17 protein-coding genes are annotated in these 19,246 nt (G+C 64.6%); 14 read left to right on the plus strand and 3 right to left on the minus strand.

The window, feature by feature from the left end:
• Nucleotides 1-151 precede the first annotated feature (151 nt).
• The 5 genes from BGI01S_RS10995 to BGI01S_RS11015 all read left to right on the plus strand — a co-directional run bounded on the left by BGI01S_RS10995 (nt 152) and on the right by BGI01S_RS11015 (nt 2,845).
• Entirely contained in the window at nt 152-493 is a 342-nt protein-coding gene (locus BGI01S_RS10995; RefSeq protein ID WP_042325199.1) for a hypothetical protein, read from the plus strand.
• 109 nt (nt 494-602) lie between these two features.
• A complete protein-coding gene (locus tag BGI01S_RS11000; protein WP_042325200.1) occupies nt 603-1,154 on the plus strand; it encodes a type 1 glutamine amidotransferase domain-containing protein in 552 nt (183 codons plus the stop codon).
• A 110-nt stretch (nt 1,155-1,264) separates the two neighbouring features.
• Nucleotides 1,265-1,828: a DUF4142 domain-containing protein gene (locus tag BGI01S_RS11005; RefSeq protein WP_042325202.1), complete on the plus strand. Its 564-nt coding sequence runs from the start codon at nt 1,265-1,267 to the stop codon at nt 1,826-1,828.
• A complete protein-coding gene (locus tag BGI01S_RS11010) occupies nt 1,825-2,169 on the plus strand; it encodes a DUF1488 family protein (protein WP_042325205.1) in 345 nt (114 codons plus the stop codon). The genes BGI01S_RS11005 and BGI01S_RS11010 overlap by 4 nt, the downstream gene beginning before the upstream one ends.
• Before the next feature lie 94 nt (nt 2,170-2,263).
• On the plus strand, nt 2,264-2,845 hold the full coding sequence (locus tag BGI01S_RS11015; RefSeq protein ID WP_042325206.1) for a membrane protein: 582 nt from the start codon (nt 2,264-2,266) through the stop codon (nt 2,843-2,845).
• Nucleotides 2,846-3,015: 170 nt separating this feature from the next.
• On the opposite strand, the gene BGI01S_RS11020 is transcribed toward BGI01S_RS11015, so the two are convergent.
• Entirely contained in the window at nt 3,016-3,270 is a 255-nt protein-coding gene (locus BGI01S_RS11020) for a hypothetical protein (RefSeq protein WP_042325208.1), read from the minus strand.
• A gap of 383 nt (nt 3,271-3,653) precedes the next feature.
• Here BGI01S_RS11020 and BGI01S_RS11025 point away from each other — a divergent pair, with 383 nt between their 5' ends.
• Nucleotides 3,654-4,103, plus strand: coding sequence for a PA2169 family four-helix-bundle protein (locus BGI01S_RS11025; RefSeq protein WP_042325210.1), 450 nt, complete (start codon nt 3,654-3,656; stop codon nt 4,101-4,103).
• Between the two features lie 265 nt (nt 4,104-4,368).
• Here BGI01S_RS11025 and BGI01S_RS11030 read toward each other — a convergent pair whose 3' ends face one another.
• Complete coding sequence (locus BGI01S_RS11030) at nt 4,369-4,704, minus strand: BON domain-containing protein (RefSeq protein ID WP_042325212.1); 336 nt, start codon at nt 4,702-4,704, stop codon at nt 4,369-4,371.
• A 499-nt stretch (nt 4,705-5,203) separates the two neighbouring features.
• On the opposite strand from BGI01S_RS11030, the gene BGI01S_RS11035 reads away from it, so the two are divergent.
• The 8 genes from BGI01S_RS11035 to BGI01S_RS11070 all read left to right on the plus strand — a co-directional run bounded on the left by BGI01S_RS11035 (nt 5,204) and on the right by BGI01S_RS11070 (nt 16,076).
• Nucleotides 5,204-6,685: an RNA polymerase factor sigma-54 gene (locus BGI01S_RS11035; protein ID WP_042325214.1), complete on the plus strand. Its 1,482-nt coding sequence runs from the start codon at nt 5,204-5,206 to the stop codon at nt 6,683-6,685.
• Between the two features lie 148 nt (nt 6,686-6,833).
• A complete protein-coding gene (locus tag BGI01S_RS11040) occupies nt 6,834-8,012 on the plus strand; it encodes a pyridoxal phosphate-dependent aminotransferase (RefSeq protein ID WP_042325943.1) in 1,179 nt (392 codons plus the stop codon).
• A gap of 211 nt (nt 8,013-8,223) precedes the next feature.
• Nucleotides 8,224-8,967: a FadR/GntR family transcriptional regulator gene (locus BGI01S_RS11045; protein WP_042325215.1), complete on the plus strand. Its 744-nt coding sequence runs from the start codon at nt 8,224-8,226 to the stop codon at nt 8,965-8,967.
• Between the two features lie 285 nt (nt 8,968-9,252).
• Complete coding sequence (locus tag BGI01S_RS11050; protein ID WP_042325217.1) at nt 9,253-9,996, plus strand: (Fe-S)-binding protein; 744 nt, start codon at nt 9,253-9,255, stop codon at nt 9,994-9,996.
• Nucleotides 9,993-11,384, plus strand: coding sequence for a lactate utilization protein B (locus BGI01S_RS11055; protein ID WP_042325219.1), 1,392 nt, complete (start codon nt 9,993-9,995; stop codon nt 11,382-11,384). The genes BGI01S_RS11050 and BGI01S_RS11055 overlap by 4 nt, the downstream gene beginning before the upstream one ends.
• Complete coding sequence (locus BGI01S_RS11060) at nt 11,371-11,955, plus strand: LutC/YkgG family protein (RefSeq protein ID WP_042325221.1); 585 nt, start codon at nt 11,371-11,373, stop codon at nt 11,953-11,955. Before BGI01S_RS11055 ends, BGI01S_RS11060 begins: the two co-directional genes overlap by 14 nt.
• Before the next feature lie 72 nt (nt 11,956-12,027).
• Nucleotides 12,028-13,803, plus strand: coding sequence for a VRR-NUC domain-containing protein (locus BGI01S_RS11065; protein ID WP_042325223.1), 1,776 nt, complete (start codon nt 12,028-12,030; stop codon nt 13,801-13,803).
• Nucleotides 13,800-16,076 (plus strand): ATP-dependent DNA helicase, encoded by a 2,277-nt coding sequence (locus tag BGI01S_RS11070; RefSeq protein ID WP_042325227.1) that lies wholly within the window; start codon nt 13,800-13,802, stop codon nt 16,074-16,076. The genes BGI01S_RS11065 and BGI01S_RS11070 overlap by 4 nt, the downstream gene beginning before the upstream one ends.
• A gap of 86 nt (nt 16,077-16,162) precedes the next feature.
• Here BGI01S_RS11070 and BGI01S_RS11075 read toward each other — a convergent pair whose 3' ends face one another.
• On the minus strand, nt 16,163-18,859 hold the full coding sequence (locus tag BGI01S_RS11075) for a mechanosensitive ion channel family protein (RefSeq protein WP_042325228.1): 2,697 nt from the start codon (nt 18,857-18,859) through the stop codon (nt 16,163-16,165).
• Nucleotides 18,860-19,246: the final 387 nt, after the last annotated feature.

Here is a 19,246-nt window from a genome sequence, read left to right on the forward strand (position 1 = left end):
ATGCCCAACGTCGCGCGATGCGCAGCGTGCGCGCGTGCGGCGCAAGCGCAATGCGAGCGGAACAGTCCTTGCGAAGTGAAGCGTGTGATGAACAGCGACCCCGCATTCATCAATAGATCGACCAGCGATCAACCCAGCCAAGGAGAGCACCATGAGCAGCACACTGAATCCCGATGAAGAGCCGCAACAGGTGGTGAAGGAAACGTCCGGTACGACCGGCGCGCTCGGTCCGAGCGATTCGTCCGATAGCGGCAGCGACGTCGCCGGTGCAAAGCGTCATGTGTTCGACGTCGATTCGGAACTGGACAATCACGCCCTAGAAACGGGCGATACCGAACTCGGCAGCGACACCGATCGTGCCGGCACCGGCGAACGCGCGGCAGCCGACGGCGATTCGACGCTGAATGCCGACAGCGACATCGAGCCGGATCGGATCATCGATCCGCTCGCCTCGGATGACGACGGTCTCGACGACGACCCCAACGGTCTGTGAGACGCGGGGAATTCGACGGGCACGTCTTTTGCTCAATCACGAGGTAATGAGAGCACGGGGCCGCACTGCATCACGCGCGGCTCCCGCATTCAAACGAAGGAGAGCACGCATGGCAGGCGAACTGAACGGTTACAAGGTAGCGGTACTCGCGGTGGATGGTTTCGAACAGGCGGAACTGGTCGAGCCCAAGCGCGCACTCTCGGAAGCGGGCGCGACAGTGCATGTGATTTCGGAGAAGGCCGGCAAGATTCAGGGCTTCAAGCACGTCGACAAGGGCGACACGGTCGCGGTCGACGCGACCTTCGACAACGCGCGCCCCGATGACTACGACGCGGTCGTATTGCCCGGCGGCGTGGTGAACGGCGACGCGATTCGCCTGCTGCCGCAAGCGCAGGCCTTCATCAAAGCGGCCGACAACGCGAAGAAGCCGATCGCGGTGATCTGTCATGGCGGGTGGCTGCCGGTGTCGGCGGGCATCATCAAGGGACGTACGCTGACGAGCTGGCCGAGCCTGCAGGACGACATTCGCAACGCGGGCGGCACGTGGGTGGATCAGGAAGTGGTCGAGGACGGCAATCTGATTTCGAGCCGCAAACCGGATGACCTGCCTGCTTTTAACAAGGCGCTGATCGCGCAACTGTCGAAGCGCAAGGCGGCCTGAGTGGAGCGGATGAACGAGACGCGGCATGGGAACGCGAGGCTGTGCGAAACATCTGCCGCGACTCGTCGCTCGACTGGGCTCCGGCGCCGTGGCCAACAGGGAGAAAATGCATGAAATTCCGGTATTCCCTACAAGTGATGACGTTCGCGCTGGGTTTGAGCGCCGCGTCGATCGGCGTGGTTCACGCACAAGCGAGCGATGCGCCTGCAAGCGAAGCGCCGGTCAGCGGCACGAAGCTCTCGCCGGCCGACCAGCAGTTCGTGCAGGACGCGTCGACCTCGGACGCGACCGAAATCGCGGCCAGCAAGATCGCGCTGAAAAATTCCAGCGATCCGCACGTGCGCAAGTTCGCGCAACAGATGATCACGGACCATACGAAGCTTTCGCATGGGATGGCGGCGCTGGTGTCGAAGAAGGGCTTCACGACGACGCCGTCCGCGGATTCGGCGCTGGTCGGCAAACTGCAAACGCTCAAGGGCAAGGAGTTCGATCAGGCCTACGTCGAGCAGATCGGCGTGGAAGCCCATCAGCGCGCGGTCGATCTGTTCGAGCGCGAAAGCCAGAGCGGCACCGACTCGCAACTGAAGGCCGCCGCCGCGAAGGCGCTGCCGATCATCAAACACCACCTCGCCATGGCGCAGCAACTCGCCGGCGACATGAAGGGTTCGTCATGAACGCGATTTTGCCGCGGCCGGCCTATGAGGATTCGCTTATGCAGATCAATTTCCCGGACGACAAGCCCGCCTTCGACGGCTCGAATCTGACCGTGCGCTTCATGGCGCGGGTGGATGGCGAGCCGGTGGTGTGCGCCATCACGGCCGAGGCGCTGGAAGATCATTTCGGCGCGGATTCCGCGCTGGAGTCCACGTTGATGACAGCCTTCGACAAGGGCCTTCACCGCATCCGTTCGGTCTGCGCGGAAGCGCTCGACCAGAATCACGGCGAAGGCGTAGTGTTGCATAGCGGACTGTTCAGAGTGGAAGGCATGGAACCTGATCGCGGCGCCACGGCGTAGTGCCGGCGCATGTCGTCGTGCGAGCGCGCGTGCCGCGCATGCAACGGCGGCGGCATGGTCCGCCAACGCCATTTCAACGATGCAAGGAGGCCTCATGTCACTCATCGTCGCAGCACGTTTTACGACTTTTCCCGCCGGCGAAGAGGCGGCGCAAAAGTTATTCAACGCAGGGTTCGTCGAAGAAGACGTGACGCTGTTTTTCGTCAATCCGCGCGGCCAGCATGCACGTTATCCGATTGGCGGCGACACCGGCACCGATCCCGGCGCGAAGAAAGCGCCCAAAGGCGCCGGTCTCGGCGTCACGCTCGGGGCGGTGCTTGGGGCGGTGGTGGGCGTGGCGATTTTCGCTGCGTTCTCCGCGCCGATTATCGTGTCGCTGATCGCAGCTGGTGTCGGCGCCTATGTCGGCTCGCTGGTCGGCGCAATGGCGGCCACGCGCGAAACCGGCAAGTCGGGCCATCATCTGGCGTTTCATGAAGAGGCACGCGATTCGGGCGTGCTGGTCGCCGTGCACGTGTCGCCGGACAATCAGTTCGACGCCGCGCGCGTGTTGCGTGAAGCCGGCGGCGTTGCGATCGAACGGGCGAGTGGGCGCTGGCAGCAAGGGCGCTGGGCCGACTTCGATCCGTTGAAGACGCCGGAACCGCTCAACGAATACAGCGAGAAGCACGCCTGAGTTTTTTAGTTCCGTTCGCGATGCGGTGAATGGCGGAAGCAAAACGGCCCGACGTTTGTCGGGCCGTTTTGCTTTGATTGATCGCGAGAGGTGGCGATGCGATGGTTGCGAGGCACGGGTGTAATTAAAGCGGCGGGAATGCGCGTTGCCTCGAAACCTTTAAAAAGCCTTCACACCCAGATTTGTCGACGCGCACCTTGTTGCGGCTGGGTCGTCGGCGCCATCTGACGTTCGCCACGCGTCGGCGTCGGCTCGCATGACGCGGGCAAGAGGCCGTCGCGCGCTGTTCCGCACGAGGACATCGTCGCCTGTGCATTGGCCGGCGACGCGTCGGCCGATGGCAGGTCGTCGCGAATCTGCATCACGGTGGCGGACGAGACGACCGCGACGGCGGCGAGAAATGCCGTGCTGCTGAACTTCTTCATATAGGGCTCCCTGTCGTTATTGCCTGCCATTGTTTTCAAAGCCTTTGGCAAGTCTTGCCGTGTGTCGCCGCGTGCATTGCACGACGCGGGCTCGGCGACTACAAAAGCAACTGGCATGCCATTCACACAAGCCCCGCCAGGCGGGACATCGAGGCCCATGGAAGCACAAGCCGGCGCGCAACATTTACGCGCATCTGCAAGATTGGCGCGGTTTCGTGACGCGCCGCGACAAATCTTGAAAGAACATCGGGCCGGGCACGGCTCCTGCGAATACAACGACGAACCCCGTTGCCATCGACAACCGATGCGTGACCCGTGCAACGCAAACGCACGCAGAGGCTGGCAGCGGATTCCACGATCAACGAAACCCCTGGAGGTATTGAATGGCTACGAACGTTATTTCCGTGCTGAACGATCTGGTCGAAACGTCGAAGGATGGCGAGAAGGGCTTTCGCAAAGCAGCGGAAGACGCGCATGACGCGCAACTGAAGACGATGTTCCTGTCGCGCGCGGAAGACTGCTCGCGCGGCGCACGCGAACTGCAGGACGCGGTTCAGAGCCTCGGCGGCAAACCCGAGACGGGCGGCAGCATGAGCGGTGCGCTGCATCGCGGTTGGGTGGACGTGAAGTCGGCGGTGACCGATCGCAGCGATCACGAGATCCTCGCCGAATGCGAAAAGGGCGAAGATGTCGCGAAGAAGCGCTATCACGACGCGCTCGAAAAGGACTTGCCGGTGGACGTGCGCGCGATCGTCGAACGTCAGTATCAGGGCGTGCTGCAGAACCATGATCGCGTGCGCGATTTGCGCGATCAGTACGCGAGCCGCGCTTAACATCAGCGCTGTTGCTGGATGCGGTTAGGTGTCCGGCGCCCGGAAGGGCGCCGGACATTGCGCAAGGGCCGCGTGAAAGTCATTGCTTGAAGCGATGCATTGAAGGCGGCAAAGCAGAACACTGCGATAAAGCCCTGCAACAAAAGAAGCCGTCCGCGTTTTGAACGCGGACGGCTTTTTTCTCTGCGCAATTTGGAGCCACAAAATCGAAGCGCAAAAAAAGATGCCGGCCTAAGCCGGCATCTTCGAAGGCTAGCGACCGATCTTATTCGGCTGCGACCTTCAGATGGTTCTTCACGCTCGACACGCCCTTCACGGCGGTCACGACTTCTTCGGCCGCAGCCTTGTCGTCGGCCGACGGCACCGAGCCCGTGAGCGACACTACGCCCTTGCGGGTCTTCACGTGGATATGGGTCGACTTGACGTTCTTCGCGGCCAGCAGGTCAGCCTTGGCCTTGGTGGTGATCGTCGTGTCGTCGACGTGCTGACCGATGGATTCGGAAGCGGCCGGCGCCGGGGCGGCGGTCTGCGCGGTAGCGTTCAGTGCGAATGCAACACAAGCGATGCTACCTGCGGTCTTCAGAAGTTGGATGGTCTTCATGGTTTCTCCTTCGGGTGTTGATGAAAATTGCGGTCTTGTTGCCTGCGGTCGATCGCAGCCGTAGCCGCCGATGACTCGCGTGGGGTCGTTGCCGCTACGGTTCCGTCACGGCCCGTTATCGACACCGGACGACGGTCTCTGCATGCGTTGCGCTAGTGCGTTTGGCGTGCAGAGACCGACATCCGTCCACATAGAGCTAGGCGCAAGCGGTGTGCCCGGTATCCGCAATTCGTCAGGTAGAGAGGAAAAAGCCGTTACCGCACAACCATTTAGGCTGACGAATAGGTGAGGCGCCAGGCATGAAGGGCGGTTTGGCGGGGTGGTCGCAGCAGAACCGGAATTTGCCGGGTACTTGTAAAAAAGGCGCTCGACGCCCGCGCAATTGGCGGGCCTGCAAAAGCAAAGCGTATAAAAAACAGGGCGTTGAGTAAGCTGGTACGACAGTTGCTCTATTGAGGTCACTGACCATTTTCCAGCTTATTAACGGGACCTCACTACAATGCCTTCAATTGAACTACGCACGAGGCAGTCTCTCGCACTCACGCCGCGTCTTCAGCAATCGGTGCGTCTGTTGCAGTTGTCGTCTCTGGAATTTCAGCAGGAGTTGCGCACCGCGCTCGACACCAATCCGTTCCTCGAATACGACTCGTCGGAAACTGAAGATGTCGCGCTCGCCACCGCATCGACTGGCGATGAGGGCGGCGCGCTGCCCGCGGCCGACACGGTCGCCACCGCCGAACCCGATTCTCTGGCCGCGGACAGCGCCGGCAGCGAGTCGTTGGAAAGCTCCGGCCCGGACGACGTGCCGGGCGATTTCTCGGGCGATTACAGCAGCCGCAGTTCGACGCGCCAGAACGGCGACTCGGACAGCAGCGATCCCGCCGAGTGGGCCCGGTCGCAGCCGACGCTGCGCGAGCAGTTGCACGACTCGTTGCGCCTGTACCGACTCGACGATCGCGATCGCGCGGTGGCCCGCTTCATCATCGAAGCACTCGACGATGACGGCTATCTCCGTCAGGAACTCTCCGATCTCGCCGATAGCGTCGATCTCGAACCGGAGTTGACCGAAGAAGAATTGCTGGTGGCGCTGCGCCTCGTGCAATCGCTCGATCGTCCGGGTCTGGGCGCGCGTTCGTTGTCGGAGTGTTTGTCGCTGCAGGTGCATGCGTTGCCCGCCGACACGCCGGGCCGCGACGTCGCACGGGAAATCGTCGAACATCATCTCGAACGTCTCGCACGTCGCGAGCAGGCCGAATTGCAAAAGCAGATCGGCTGCAGCGCGGAAGAATTGCGCGTGGCCTGCGCGCTGGTGCGCAAGCTCGATCCGAAGCCAGGCAATTGCTACGGCCGCACCGAAGACAACTACGTGGTGCCGGACGTGATCGTGCGTCAGGTGCGCAACAAGTGGGTCGTGTCGATCAACCCGGCGGTTCAGCCGCGCGCGCGGATTCATCGCATGTACGCGGAGCTGTTCGCGCAGTCGGCCGGCGCGAGCCGCTCGCCGCTCGCGCAGCAGTTGCAGGAAGCGCGCTGGCTGATCCGCAACGCGCAACAACGTTTCGACACGATTCAACGCGTCGCCGAGTGCATCGTCGCGCATCAGAAAGCCTTCTTCCAGTACGGCGAAATCGCGCTGAAGCCGATGGTGTTGCGCGATGTGGCCGAAGAACTCGGTCTGCACGAGTCGACGATTTCGCGCGCCACCGGCAACAAATATATGGCCACGCCGCGCGGCATCTTCGAGTTCAAGCATTTCTTTCCGCGTGAACTCGGCACCGAAAGCGGCGGCACCTGTTCGGCCGCTGCGGTGCGTGCGCTGCTCAAGGAGATGATCGCCGCCGAAAACACTCGCGATCCGCTATCCGACGTGACGCTCGCGAAGATGCTCGCGGATCAGGGCGTGCTGGTCGCGCGCCGCACGGTCGCGAAGTACCGGCATCTGATGAAGGTGCCGCCGGCGGAGTTGCGCCGCCAGATTTAACGCGCCGTCAGGAACGTCGCCCCCGTTCCGGAGGCGACTGCGCAGAAGGGCCACGCGAGACTGTCTACTCGCGTGGCCCTTTTTCGTATCTGGACGTTTCGTGCGCGCGCCATTACATTGGCGGGTCAAATCGAAACGGATGAGCGCAATGAAGTACTCGAATCTGGTCGAGCGACTGCAAGGCAGACGCACGTCGGCGTGGGAAATCCATCGTGTCGCGCAACTGGCCGCCGCGGCCGGCGAGGATGTGATCGTACTCAGCGTGGGCGACCCGGACTTCGCGACGCCCGCGCCGATCGTCGAGCGCGCAATCGACGCTTTGCGCGGCGGCGATACCCACTACAGCGCGGTATCGGGCCGTGAACCGCTGCGCACGGCGATCGCGGCCGAGCATACGCGCACGACCGGTTGTACCGCGAGCGCGGCCAACGTGATCCTGACCGCGGGCGCGCAGAACGGCGTGTTCGCCGTGTCGTTGTGCCTGCTCGAAGCGGGCGACGAAGTGATCGTCCCCGAGCCGATGTACCTGACCTACGAGGCGTGCGTGCGCGCGGCGGGCGCCACGCTCGTGCCGGTGCCGGTCGATGCGGCGCGGGCGTTTCACGTCGATTGCGATGCGCTCGAAGGTGCGCTCACGCCGCGCACCAAGGCCATTTTCTTCGCGACGCCATGCAATCCGACGGGCGTGGTGATGCAGCGCGCCGATCTGGAGCGGATTGCGCGGCTCGCATGCGAGCATGATCTGTGGGTGCTGTCCGACGAGGTCTACGCGGATTTGACCTTCGAGCGCGAGCACGTGAGCATCGCGTCGCTGCCCGGCATGGCGGAGCGTACGGTCACGCTCGGCAGTCTGTCGAAGTCGCATGCCATGGCGGGCTGGCGCGTCGGCTGGGCAGTGGGTCCGACGGAGCTGATCGAGCATATGGGACGTCTCGCACTCGCGATGCTTTACGGTCTGCCGGGTTTCATCCAGCAGGCCGCGCTGACGGCGCTGCAGAACAAGGCCGCGATCGCCGCCGAAATGCGCGAGATCTACCGGCGTCGTCGCGACGTGGTGTTCGAGCGCCTGCATCGCGTGCCGGGTTTGCGGTGCCTGTTGCCCGAGGCGGGTATGTTCATGATGGTCGACGTCAGCGGCACGGGTCTGGAGACGGTTGATTTCACCTGGCAGCTGTTTCGCGCGAAGGGCGTGTCTCTGCTCGACGCGAGCGCGTTCGGCGAGACCGCGAAGGGTTTCGTGCGGCTCGGCTTCGTGGTGGATGAGGCGCGGTTGATCGATGCGTGCGAGCGGATCGCGGCGTTTGTGGGCGAATTGGGCGCGCGTTGAAACGAGGCGGCCGATCGGCTGTGTCGAAGCGGCCAGTCGAGCTTCGCGCGGCTGTTGGCGCCGCGCGCGATTGGCCGGAAGCCGATTCGACGCATACCGTTGAACGGTATAATTCACGCACCGTGCGGCGGGTGTTCGAACGCCGCGATAGCCCGCCGTTCACAGCACTGCCAGTGCTGCTTTTCCAAACCGGTTTCACCCATCGCTGCCTATGCCATTCCTCCCGATCCAGTCCTTCACGCGTAAACGGCTGTCCGACGTGGTGTCCGACCAGATCAAGCAACTGATCTCGGAAGGCACGCTGATGCCTGGCGACCGGCTGCCGGCCGAGCGCGATCTGGCTACGCAACTCGGCGTATCCCGGCCTTCGTTGCGGGAAGCACTGATCAGACTGGAAGCGGACGGCTACATCGAAACGTCGGGCCGGGGCGGCTTCACGGTGGTCGACGTCACTGCGCCGATCATCTCCAAGCCGCTCGCCGAGTTGCTGCTGCAAAATCCGCGCACCAGTGCCGATATTCTGGAATTGCGTCAGGGCCTCGAATCGATTTCGACGGTATATGCCGCGCAACGCGCCACCGCCGCGGACCTGAAGAAGATCACCGAAGCGTTCGACGCGTTGAAGGCCGGCTCGCAGTCCGGCGACCGCGTGAACCTGGCCGAACTGGACGCCGCGTTTCATCTCGCGATTGCCGACGCCACGCACAACATCGCGCTGGCGCATGTGATGCACGGCATCCATACGCTGATTCGCGAGGGGATGCGCCAATATCATCGATTGATCGACTACGATGACGCGATGGAAAAGCAGTTGATGAGCCAGCATCAGGCGATCTACGACGCCGTGATGGCGCGCGACGCGCAGAAAGCCCGCAAGGCAGCCGAACGTCATTTGACGTATGTGCGCGAGATGTACAAGGACGACGCGGCGAAACCGTCGGCGAGGGCGATCTGATGAGCGGCTAGTCGCCTGGTTGTCTGATCGCCTGTTCGCGCGTTGCGCGCGTCGCTGTTTCTCCTGCATCCCATCCCGCGTCATCCCGCGTGATCCCGCTTTCCCCGATTGACACCCTCCGGCGAGTTCCTTATATTCGTGGTCAGACCAACATGACCAGTCTTACGGAGTGCCGGATTGCACGCCTCGCGGGAACAGAAACCTGCGAGCCGTCATGGCCCCTCCGACCCGAATCCGCAGTAGAGTAGGCGAGTCCCCGCGCCGCTTCTTCATTTCAAAGAGCTTATGAAAGTCGCCCTGTTCATCCCGTGCTTCATCGACGCGTTCTATCCCGAAGTGGGGATCGCCACGCTCGAATTGCTCGAACGCTTCGGCATCGAAGTCGACTATCCGCAGGAGCAAACCTGTTGCGGCCAGCCGATGGCCAACAGCGGCGCGCACACCGAGGCCGCCGGCGCCGAGCGCGTGTTCGCGTGCAACTTCGCGGGCTACGACTACATCGTCGGACCGTCGGCGAGCTGCATTCATCACGTGCGCGAGCATCTCACCGCGATCGAGCAGACCGGCGACGTGAAGAAGGTCCGCGCGAGCGCGTATGAACTGGTCGAATTTCTGCACGACGTGGTCGGCGCGCGTGAATTTCCGTGGGCTGAGTTTCCGCATCGGGTGGGCTTGCATAACAGTTGCAGCGCGCTGCGTCATCTGAAGGAAGCCTCGGTGTCGGAAATTGCGGGGACGCCGTTTTCGAAGCCGCGCGCGTTGCTCGAACGTGTGAAGGGCATCGAGTTCGTCAAGCCGGCAAGACCCGACGAATGCTGCGGTTTCGGCGGCACGTTCTCGGTCACCGAAGAACCGGTGTCGGTGCGCATGGGCCAGGACAAAGTGCGCGACCATCTGAACGCGGGCGCCGAATACATCGTGTCGGGCGACATGTCGTGCCTGATGCACCAGCAAGGCTGCGCGGAACGCATGAAGGCCGACGCGCGCTTCATCCATATCGCGCAGGTCCTCAACGGAGCACGCGCATGAGTCGGATCGATCACGCGAAAGCCGCGGGCGCTTTCATCAGCAAGACGGAGCATGTCGCGTTTCACGACAAGCGTCTGTGGGATCTGCGCGAGAAGCGCGATGCGCAGGCGCATGGCATCGCCGAGTGGGAGACGCTGCGCGAACTCTCTTCGGGCATCAAGGAACACACGCTGTCGAATCTGTCCGACTATCTCGAACAGTTCGCCGCGGCGGCCGAAGCCAATGGTGTGGTGGTGCATTGGGCGGCCACCGCCGAAGAGCACAACGCGCTGGTGCACAAGATCATGTCCGAGCGCGGCATGACCACGCTCGTCAAAAGCAAGTCGATGCTCACCGACGAATGCAAGATGCGCGAGTACCTCGAACCGCGCGGCATCACGGTGATGGAGACCGATCTGGGCGAACGCATCCAGCAGCTCGATCATCAGGACCCCAGTCACATGGTGGTCCCGGCGGTCCATAAACTGCGCGCCGACGTTGCCGAACTGTTCGGCCGCACCATCGGCACCGATCCGAACAACAGCGACATTCACTACCTCGCCGAAAGCCAGCGGATGAACACGCGGCCGTACTTCGTGCGCGAGAAAACCGCCGGCATGACGGGTTGCAATTTCGCGGTTGCGGAGACGGGAACGGTGGTTGTGTGTACTAACGAAGGCAACGCGGATTTGTCGGCGAATGTGCCGCCGCTGCATATCGCGTCGATCGGTATCGAGAAGCTGATTCCGAAAGTGTCGGACCTCGGCGTGTTCGTGCGCATGCTGTCGCGCAGCGCGCTCGGCTCGCCGATCACGCAGTACACGTCGCATTTTCGCGCGCCGCGTCCGGGCACCGAGATGCACTACATCCTCGTCGATCACGGCCGCTCCGAGCGGCTCGCGATGGAGGACTTCTGGTATTCGCTCAAATGCATCCGCTGCGGCGCGTGCATGAATACGTGCCCGGTGTATCGGCGCAGCGGTGGGCTGTCGTATGGCGGCACGTACTCCGGGCCGATCGGGGCGATCATCAATCCGACCTTCGATCTGAAGCGCTACAGCGCACTGCCGTTCGCGTCGACGCTCAACGGTAGCTGCACGAACGTGTGTCCGGTGAAGATCAACATTCACGAGCAGATCTACAAATGGCGCACGGTGATTGCCGGGCAACATGAGGTGCCGTTCGTGAAGCAGGAGGTGTTGAAGATGGCGGGGCGGCTGCTCGCGAGTCCGACGTTGTATCGCGCGACGGTATCGTCGATGGGCAGCGCGTTGCGGCGGCTGCCGAATTTCATGTTGTACAACCCGCTCAATATCTGGGGCAAGCAGCGCGAGTTGCCGGAGGCGCCGAAGCTGACCTTCCATGCCTGGTACAAGAAAAATCGTGGAGGTGGCGATGGCAACGCGTGACGCTTTTCTGGCGAAGGTGCGGCAGGCGCAGCCGCCGGCACGTCCGCGTCCTGACGTCCCGCTGTTCGACGCGACGGGCGGCGATCTGCGCGTACGTTTCACCGCGGCGTTGCAGTTGATGGGCGGTACCTGTGTCGAAGTTGCCGCTGCTAGCGACGTGAGCGGTTTGATCCGCGAACGCTTCGGCAGCGACGTGTCGATCGCATCGGCCACGCCCGAGGTGCAGGGCACGCGCTCGCTCGCGGCGGATACCGAACCGGCGTCGTTGCAGGACATCGACATCGGCGTGGTGCGCGCGCGCTTCGGCGTCGCCGAGACCGGCTCGGTGTGGTTCAGCGAACGCGAGTATGTGGTCAACGCGCTGGGCTACATCGTCCAGCATCTGGTCGTGCTGCTCGATCCGGCGCAATTGATCGACGGCTTGCAGGATCTTTATCGGCGCGACGACTTCCGTGATGCGCGTTATGCGGCGCTCGTCACGGGGCCGTCGGCGACGGCCGATATCGAAGGCGTGCTGATTCGCGGCGCGCAAGGCGTGCGGTCGTTGACGGTCGTGTGGGCCGCGCGCTGACGCTTATGGCGGCAGTCCCCGCCACGGACTTTGCTATCATCACTGTATAAACATACAGGTTAAGCAAAACCCGTGGCAACCGATGCTCGGTCAGACATCCGCTCTGACGTCCCTTACTACCTGTTGAACTTCGAGCGCGCGCTGGCGTGGCTCGCCACGCGTTACGACGATCTGATGGACGCACGCGAGCACGCGTTCGTCGACGCATTCGCCCGCTTGCCTCTGGCGTCCCGTGCGCTGTTGGTGCGCATGCTGATGCGCAAAGGCGCGTTGTTTCGCGCGAGCCGTCTCGCGTACGACGAGATCGGCTGCCCGTTGCAGGCGGCCGCGCCGATGGCGGCGCTCGGCTGGGTCGACACCGAACCGCACCTCACGCTCGACGATCTGTTCGCGCTCAGCACACGTCCTCAGTTGCTGGAAATCTTCGCTGAAGCCGTTGCCTTGATTCCCGGCGCGAGGAGTTTGCGCAAACCCGATCTACTGGACACGCTGCGCCCGTTTTACGAAAGCGACAGCGACGAAGAAAATCCCACGCAGCGCCCGCTTTGCGCATGGCACGCCGACACGGCGGATCGCGTGCTGCACGTCGCGATTGCGCCGTTGTGCGAACGGCTGCGGCTGATGTTCTTCGGCAATCTGCAGCAGGACTGGTCGGAGTTCGTGCTCGCCGACCTCGGCGTATTCCAGTACGAAAAGGTAGCGTTTGCGCCTTCGTCGCGCGCATTCCAGCAACGTGCGGACGTCGATGTCTATCTCGCGTTACATGCGTGCCGCGAGGCGCTCGAATGCCTACCGCTCGACGACGAAGCGGCAGCGATCGACGAACTCGTCGCCACCGTCGGCGCGATCGACACCGCGAACCCCTGGCTCGAAACGCGTCGCGCGAAACTGCTGTTCCGTATCGGCTACGTGTGCGAACGTCGTCGGCAGTGGAACGCGGCGCTCGCGGTCTATGAGCGTTGTGCGTGGGCTGGCGCGCGCCACCGGCGTATGCGCGTGCTCGAACGCAGCGAGCGTTTCGACGAGGCGTTCGCGCTGGCTTCGCAAGCCGCCGTCGCGCCCGAAAGCGAAGAGGAGGCGCAACGCATCGCGCGCATGTTGCCGCGGTTGCGGCGCAAGCGCGGCGAGGTGACGCCGCGTTTGCCGGCGGCGCGTCCGGTCGAACGCAGCATGCTGGTGTTGCCGAAGCCCGCCACGCCGCAAGCGGTCGAATACGTCGCGCGCGATCATCTGACTTGCGACGCCGCTCCGGTGCATTACGTCGAGAACGCGCTGATCAATTCGCTGTTTGGTTTGCTCTGTTGGGAGCCGGTGTTCGCGGCGCTGCCCGGTGCGTTTTTTCACCCGTTCCAGCGCGGTCCGGCCGATCTGCACGCGCCGGACTTCCACACCCGCCGCGCGGATCAGTTCGCCGCGTGTTTCGCGCAACTCGATAACGGCGTCTATCGCGAGACGATTCTGCGGCATCTGCACAGCAAGGCGGGACTGCAATCGCCGTTCGTGTTCTGGGGGCTGCTGACGCCCGAGCTGGTTGCGCTGGCGCTCGACTGTCTGCCCGCCGCGCATCTGAAGCTGTGGTTCGAGCGGCTGCTGCGCGATATACGCGGAAACCGTTCGGGCTTGCCGGACCTGATCCGTTTCTGGCCGGCCGAGCGTCGCTACGAATTGATTGAAGTGAAGGGCCCCGGCGACCGCTTGCAGGACAACCAGATTCGTTGGCTCGCGTATTGCGCGCAGCACGGCATGCCGGTGCGTGTGCTCGACGTGCGTTGGAGCGACGAAGCGCTCACGCACGACGCAGCCGCACCGCAGCCCGTCCCGACGCTCGACACCGAGGCGGCCACATGAGCTACGTGGTGGCCGTGCGCGCCATGTGCGAATTCACCGCGCGGCGCGGCGATCTGGATCTGCGCTTCACGCCCGCGCCGACTTCGCTGGAAGGCATGGCTGGTCACACGACGGTGGCGGGGCGGCGCGCGAGCGGCTACGAAACCGAGATCACGTTGACGGGCACGCATCGCAGCCTGACCGTGCGTGGCCGTGCAGATGGTTACGACCCGATGTCGAACCGGCTCGAAGAGGTCAAGACACATCGCGGCGACCTTGAACGGATGCCCGCAAATCACCGCACGCTGCATTGGGCGCAGGCGCTCGTGTACGGTCACCTGCTATGCCGTACCCGTGGGCTGGCCGAATTGACGGTCGCGCTGGTGTACTTCGATATCGGCAGTCAGAAGGAAACGCTGTTGACGCAAACGCATACCGCGCGCGAGCTGGAGATATTCTTCGTCGAGCAGTGCGAGTGCTTTCTCGATTGGGCCGTGCAGGAAGAGGCGCATTGCGCCGCGCGCAACGCCGCGCTCGGCGCGTTGCAGTTTCCGCATGGGCAGTTTCGCAGCGGCCAGCGCGAACTGGCGGTGTCGGTGTATCGCGCGGCGCGAGACGGTACGCCGTTGATGGCGCAGGCGTCCACCGGCATCGGCAAGACGCTCGCGACGATTTTCCCGCTGCTCAAGGCGTGCGCGTCGGAGCAGATCGACCGCGTGTTCTTTCTGACCGCGAAGACGCCGGGTCGCGCGCTCGCGCTCGATGCAATCGAAACGTTGCAGCAGAGCGCCGCTTCGTGTGGCGCGCCGTTGCCGTTGCGAACCCTCGAACTGGTCGCACGCGACAAAGCCTGCGAGCATCCCGACAAGGCGTGCAACGGCGAGTCGTGTCCGCTCGCGCGCGGCTTCTACGACCGGCTCGACGCGGCGCGCGGCACGGCGCTCGCAGGCCAGCGTCTCGATCGCGCGGCGGTGCGTGCGGCCGCGCTCGCGCACGAGGTCTGTCCGTATTATCTGGCGCAGGAATTGACGCGCTGGGCCGACGTCGTGGTCGGCGATTACAACTACTACTACGACAGCAACGCGATGCTGTATGCGCTCACGCAGATCAACCAATGGCGCGTCGGCGTGCTGGTGGACGAAGCGCACAATCTGCTCGACCGCGCGCGGCGCATGTACACCGCGTCGCTCGATCAGACGGCGTTGCGGCTCGCGCGCAAAACGGCGCCGGCCAGTTTGCGCAAGCCGCTCGAACGTGTGCAGCGCGAATGGAACGCCGTCAAACGCGCGCAGACCGACACGTATCGGGTCTATGCCGAGGTTCCCGGCAAGCTGCTGTCGGCCGCGCAGAATCTGATCGGCGCGGTCACGGATCAGCTCGCCGAAGCGCCACTTTCCATCGACGACACCGCGCTGCGCTTTTTCTTCGACGCAATGCACTTCGTCGCGCTGGCCGAGCAGTTCGGCGAGCACTCGATCTTCGACGTGACGCTCACCACCGACCGCCACGCGCCGCGCGACAAAACCGCCGCCACGCTGTGCGTGCGCAACGTGATACCGGCGCCGTTCCTCGCGCCGCGCTACGCCGCCGCGCGCACCACGGTGATGTTCTCCGGCACGCTCAATCCGCAGCATTTCTATCGCGACACGCTTGGGCTTCCCAGGCAGACGCAATGGCTCGACGTCGAGGGGCCGTTTCGCGCGGAGCAATTGCAGGTGCGTGTGGCCGGCAACGTGTCGACCCGCTGGCGCGACCGCGAGCGCTCGCTCGTGCCGATCGTCGATCTGATCGCGCGGCAGTATGCGGCGCAGCCGGGCAATTACCTGGGGTTCCTGAGCAGTTTCGATTATCTGCAAAAGGTGGTCGACCTGATGCGCGAGCGCCATCCCGGCTTGCCGGTCTGGACGCAGGAGCCGGGCATGGACGAAGCCGCGCGCGACGCGTTTCTCGCGCGCTTCCGGACCATGAAGCAGGGCGTCGGGTTCGCGGTGCTCGGCGGCGCGTTTTCGGAAGGCGTCGATCTGGTGGGTGAACAGTTGATCGGCGCGTTCATCGCGACGCTCGGCTTGCCGCAGATGAACGACGTCAACGAGCAGATGCGTCACACGATGGACGCGCGCTTCGGCAACGGCTACGACTACATGTACCTGTACCCGGGCTTGCAGAAGGTGGTGCAGGCGGCGGGGCGCGTGATCCGCACCGAGCAGGACCAGGGCGTGGTGCATCTGATCGACGACCGGTATCGGCGGCCCGAAGTGCGGCGCTTGCTGCCGAAGTGGTGGCAGGTGCGGTAGCGCCCGACACTTCGCATCAGAGGCGCTGGGCGGAGCAAGGCACGTTTACCGCGCACTCGCCCCGCGTGTATGTCACGCGCGCCGTTTCACTCGTGCGGCGAGGCCGTCCCCGGATTGGCTGGCGTGCCGGGGCCGCCCGCCGGCTTCGGATCCACGGGAATCTGATCGTCGACCGGCGCGTCGCCTCGCCGGCTGGCGGCGCTCGACGAAGCGTCATCGTCATGCGACGTGGCGGGCGTGTCCTTCCACCCCGGTCCCGACGATCCGGCGCCGTGAACCTTCGCCGCCTCGCTCTGCGGGTCCCACGTCAGCAGATTGCGTTGCGGATTCGCGATCTCGATGCCGCGCTCGCGGAATCGTTCGAGGATGCGCCGGTTGAACTCGCGCTGCACGCCCCAGCGCGCGGTGTCGCGGCACTGGATCTGGCCGGCCAGCGTGACCGCCGAGCCGTCCACTGCGTCGACGCCCCAGAACGCGAAGTCCGACAGGATGCCGTCCTTGAACTTCTCGTCCTCGCGCAACGCGGCGCCGATCTCCTTCAGCGTGTTGATCGCCAGATCCACGTCCTGGCCGAACACGATGTTCACGCGCACCGCCGCATTGCCGAGCCCGCGATTCGTGTTGTTCACCGTCGACACCGAACTGAACGGCACCGTGAACAGCGAGCCGTCGCTGCCGCGCAGCCGCACGGTGCGGATCGACAGATACTCGACGGTGCCGGACACGCCCGCGAGCGTGACCCAGTCGCCGACCTGCATCGCGTTTTCCATCAACAGGAAGATGCCGGTGATGAAATCCTGCACCAGCTTTTGCGAGCCGAAGCCGAGCGCCACGCCGAAGATGCTCGCGCCCGCCAGCAGCGGTCCGATGTTCACGCCGAGTTCGCTCAGACCGGTCAGCACCACCACCAGCGCGATCACGCAGAAGAGCGCGCTGCGCAGCATCGGCAGCAGTGTGCGCAGGCGCGCGGCGCGCATCAGGTCGCCGCTGGTGGTCCAGCGGTCCAACCGCCGTTCGACCGACACGTTGACGACCTCCCACACGATCAGCGCGATCACCGCGGCCACGCCGATGGTCGCGAGCGCCGACGCGAAGCGGTGACCGATCGTGCCGGCGCGGAACAGGTCGACGACATCGACGCCCCACACCTGCAATAGCCCGAGCGCGGTCACGATGCCGATAAGCCAGCTGATCACGCGCCGCAGCAGCGGGTAATAGCGGTACGCGTGCTGATGCACGAGCGAGCGCGCCGATTCGTCCTGCACGTGAAAGAGCCGCGCCAGCGCGCCGAAGATCACGATCGACGCGACGCGCGCGCCGACCAGGATCGCCACGGTCCAGCCGCCGATGTGAACCAGCGCGTGATAGCCGTTCTGCACGTCGAACGCCCAGACGAACCACAGGGCCATCACGACGGCCGCCATGAACCACGCCCACGCATCGGCGAACGCGTTGGTGAACATCTCCAGCGAGTCGTGCTTTGCGAAGCGTTCGCGGATCAGCGCGCCGACCGGCCGCGCGCATTGCAGGATCAGGATCGAGATCATCACGTGGCCGGCGAGCGCGACCACCTTCAGCAGCGCGAGATGCGCCGCGTCGTTCAGGCCGAGCGACTGCGCGATCTCGGCGAGCGCGACGCCCGCGCCCACCACGCTGACGATCCGCACGATCCAGCGTTGCAGGAAGACGGCCCACTCATCGGTCACGCGCGCGAGCCGCAGACGCGGCGCGGTGGGTTGCAGAAAGAAGCCGCCGACGATCACGATCACGCGGCACAGCACATAGATGTCGATCAGCGAATCGAGCGCGCGGTCTTGCGGGGTGCCGTCCCTGGTGAACACCGAGATCAGCGCGCTCGCCGCGCCGACGAACACCGCGAGCGGCAAGAGGCGCAGCACCGTGATCAGCAGTGCGCGCGGCAGTCGTTGCAGCAGGGTCCAGTGGTGCGTCGCCTTGCGCTTGCCTTGCGCTTCGATCGCGCGGTCTCTCTCGGCCGGGCTGTCGGCGACCGGCGCGGGGCTGACCGCCTGTACTTCGGCTTCGAGCACCGGCGGCACCGGCCCGGCCGGCAGCGGCAGAGCGGCGGTGGGCGCGGCGCCTGGCAGCGGCGCGAGGTCGGCATGGGCGTGTGCGTCGGCGTCGGCGGGCAGGCCGGCTTGCGCGGCGGCGTCGAGTTCGTTCTGCTCGTTGCGTTCACGGCGCGCGGCGATCGCCAGGTAAGCGCGGCGCAACAGGCGTCGCGCGAGCCATTCGAGCGCGAGCGCCGGCACCAGCGCGGCGAGCAGCGTCCACACGACGTTGACCAGCACGGAGCGCGCATGCGGGTTGGTCAACTGCCAGTTCCACCATGCGCGCACCGAGCCGACGTCGAGCAGCGCGGCGAGCGAGCTGCGCAGCGACTTGCCGAGCTGCATCGCCCAATGCGCGCCCTGGCGGGCCATTTGCGACGCCAGCCCGTTGGATTTGAAGGCGGCCGGTACGAGTGCCGCGGGACCGCTGGCAGCCGCCGGGGCCGACGCGGCCGCCGGCGCGGAGGCGGCGACAGGCGGGGCGCTCAGCGCGCCAGCGGCGGCGATCGCTTGCAGCGTATCGGCGACTTGCGCGCGGCGTTTGGGATCGTTGAGAACGGCGAGCGCGTCGCGCGCCTGCTGTGGTGTCAGGCTGACCGCGCTGCCCGAGACCGGCGACGCGGGAGCGGCTTGCGCGACCGCGGCAAGGACAGAGGTCGGCGCGGCGCCGATGACGAGAAGAACGAAAAGGCAGGCGTGAAATAGTTTGCGCATAGGGTGTAAGGCGGGATACCGGTGCGGACGTGGTGCCGAAACGCGTGAAGGGTTCGGCGGCGTGACCATGAACCGACACGGGCCGGGTCGTACAAGTTCCTGGGGTCGATGCGGTGACGGTCGGCCACCAACGATAGCCGATCGACGGGCTGATGGTCGGCCGGCGGCGCAGGCGCCCCGGCAGCATGAGTAGCACGAAGCGCGCCCGTCAGAGGAATCGGTATGCGGGGATGGCGGTGGCGTCGCGAAGCGCGGCCTTGGCGCACGGATGCGAGGGCGATTGAAAGTGTGGGGCGAGACGACGATCTCGGGGAAATCGTTCGCCATATCGAGTTATCGAGTGACGTGTGCACGTCGCCGCCCAACGGATAGCGAACGCGGCTGCGC

Origin of the sequence: Paraburkholderia ginsengisoli NBRC 100965 (genome assembly GCF_000739735.1) — a bacterium.
Taxonomy (GTDB): Bacteria; Pseudomonadota; Gammaproteobacteria; order Burkholderiales; family Burkholderiaceae; genus Paraburkholderia; species Paraburkholderia ginsengisoli.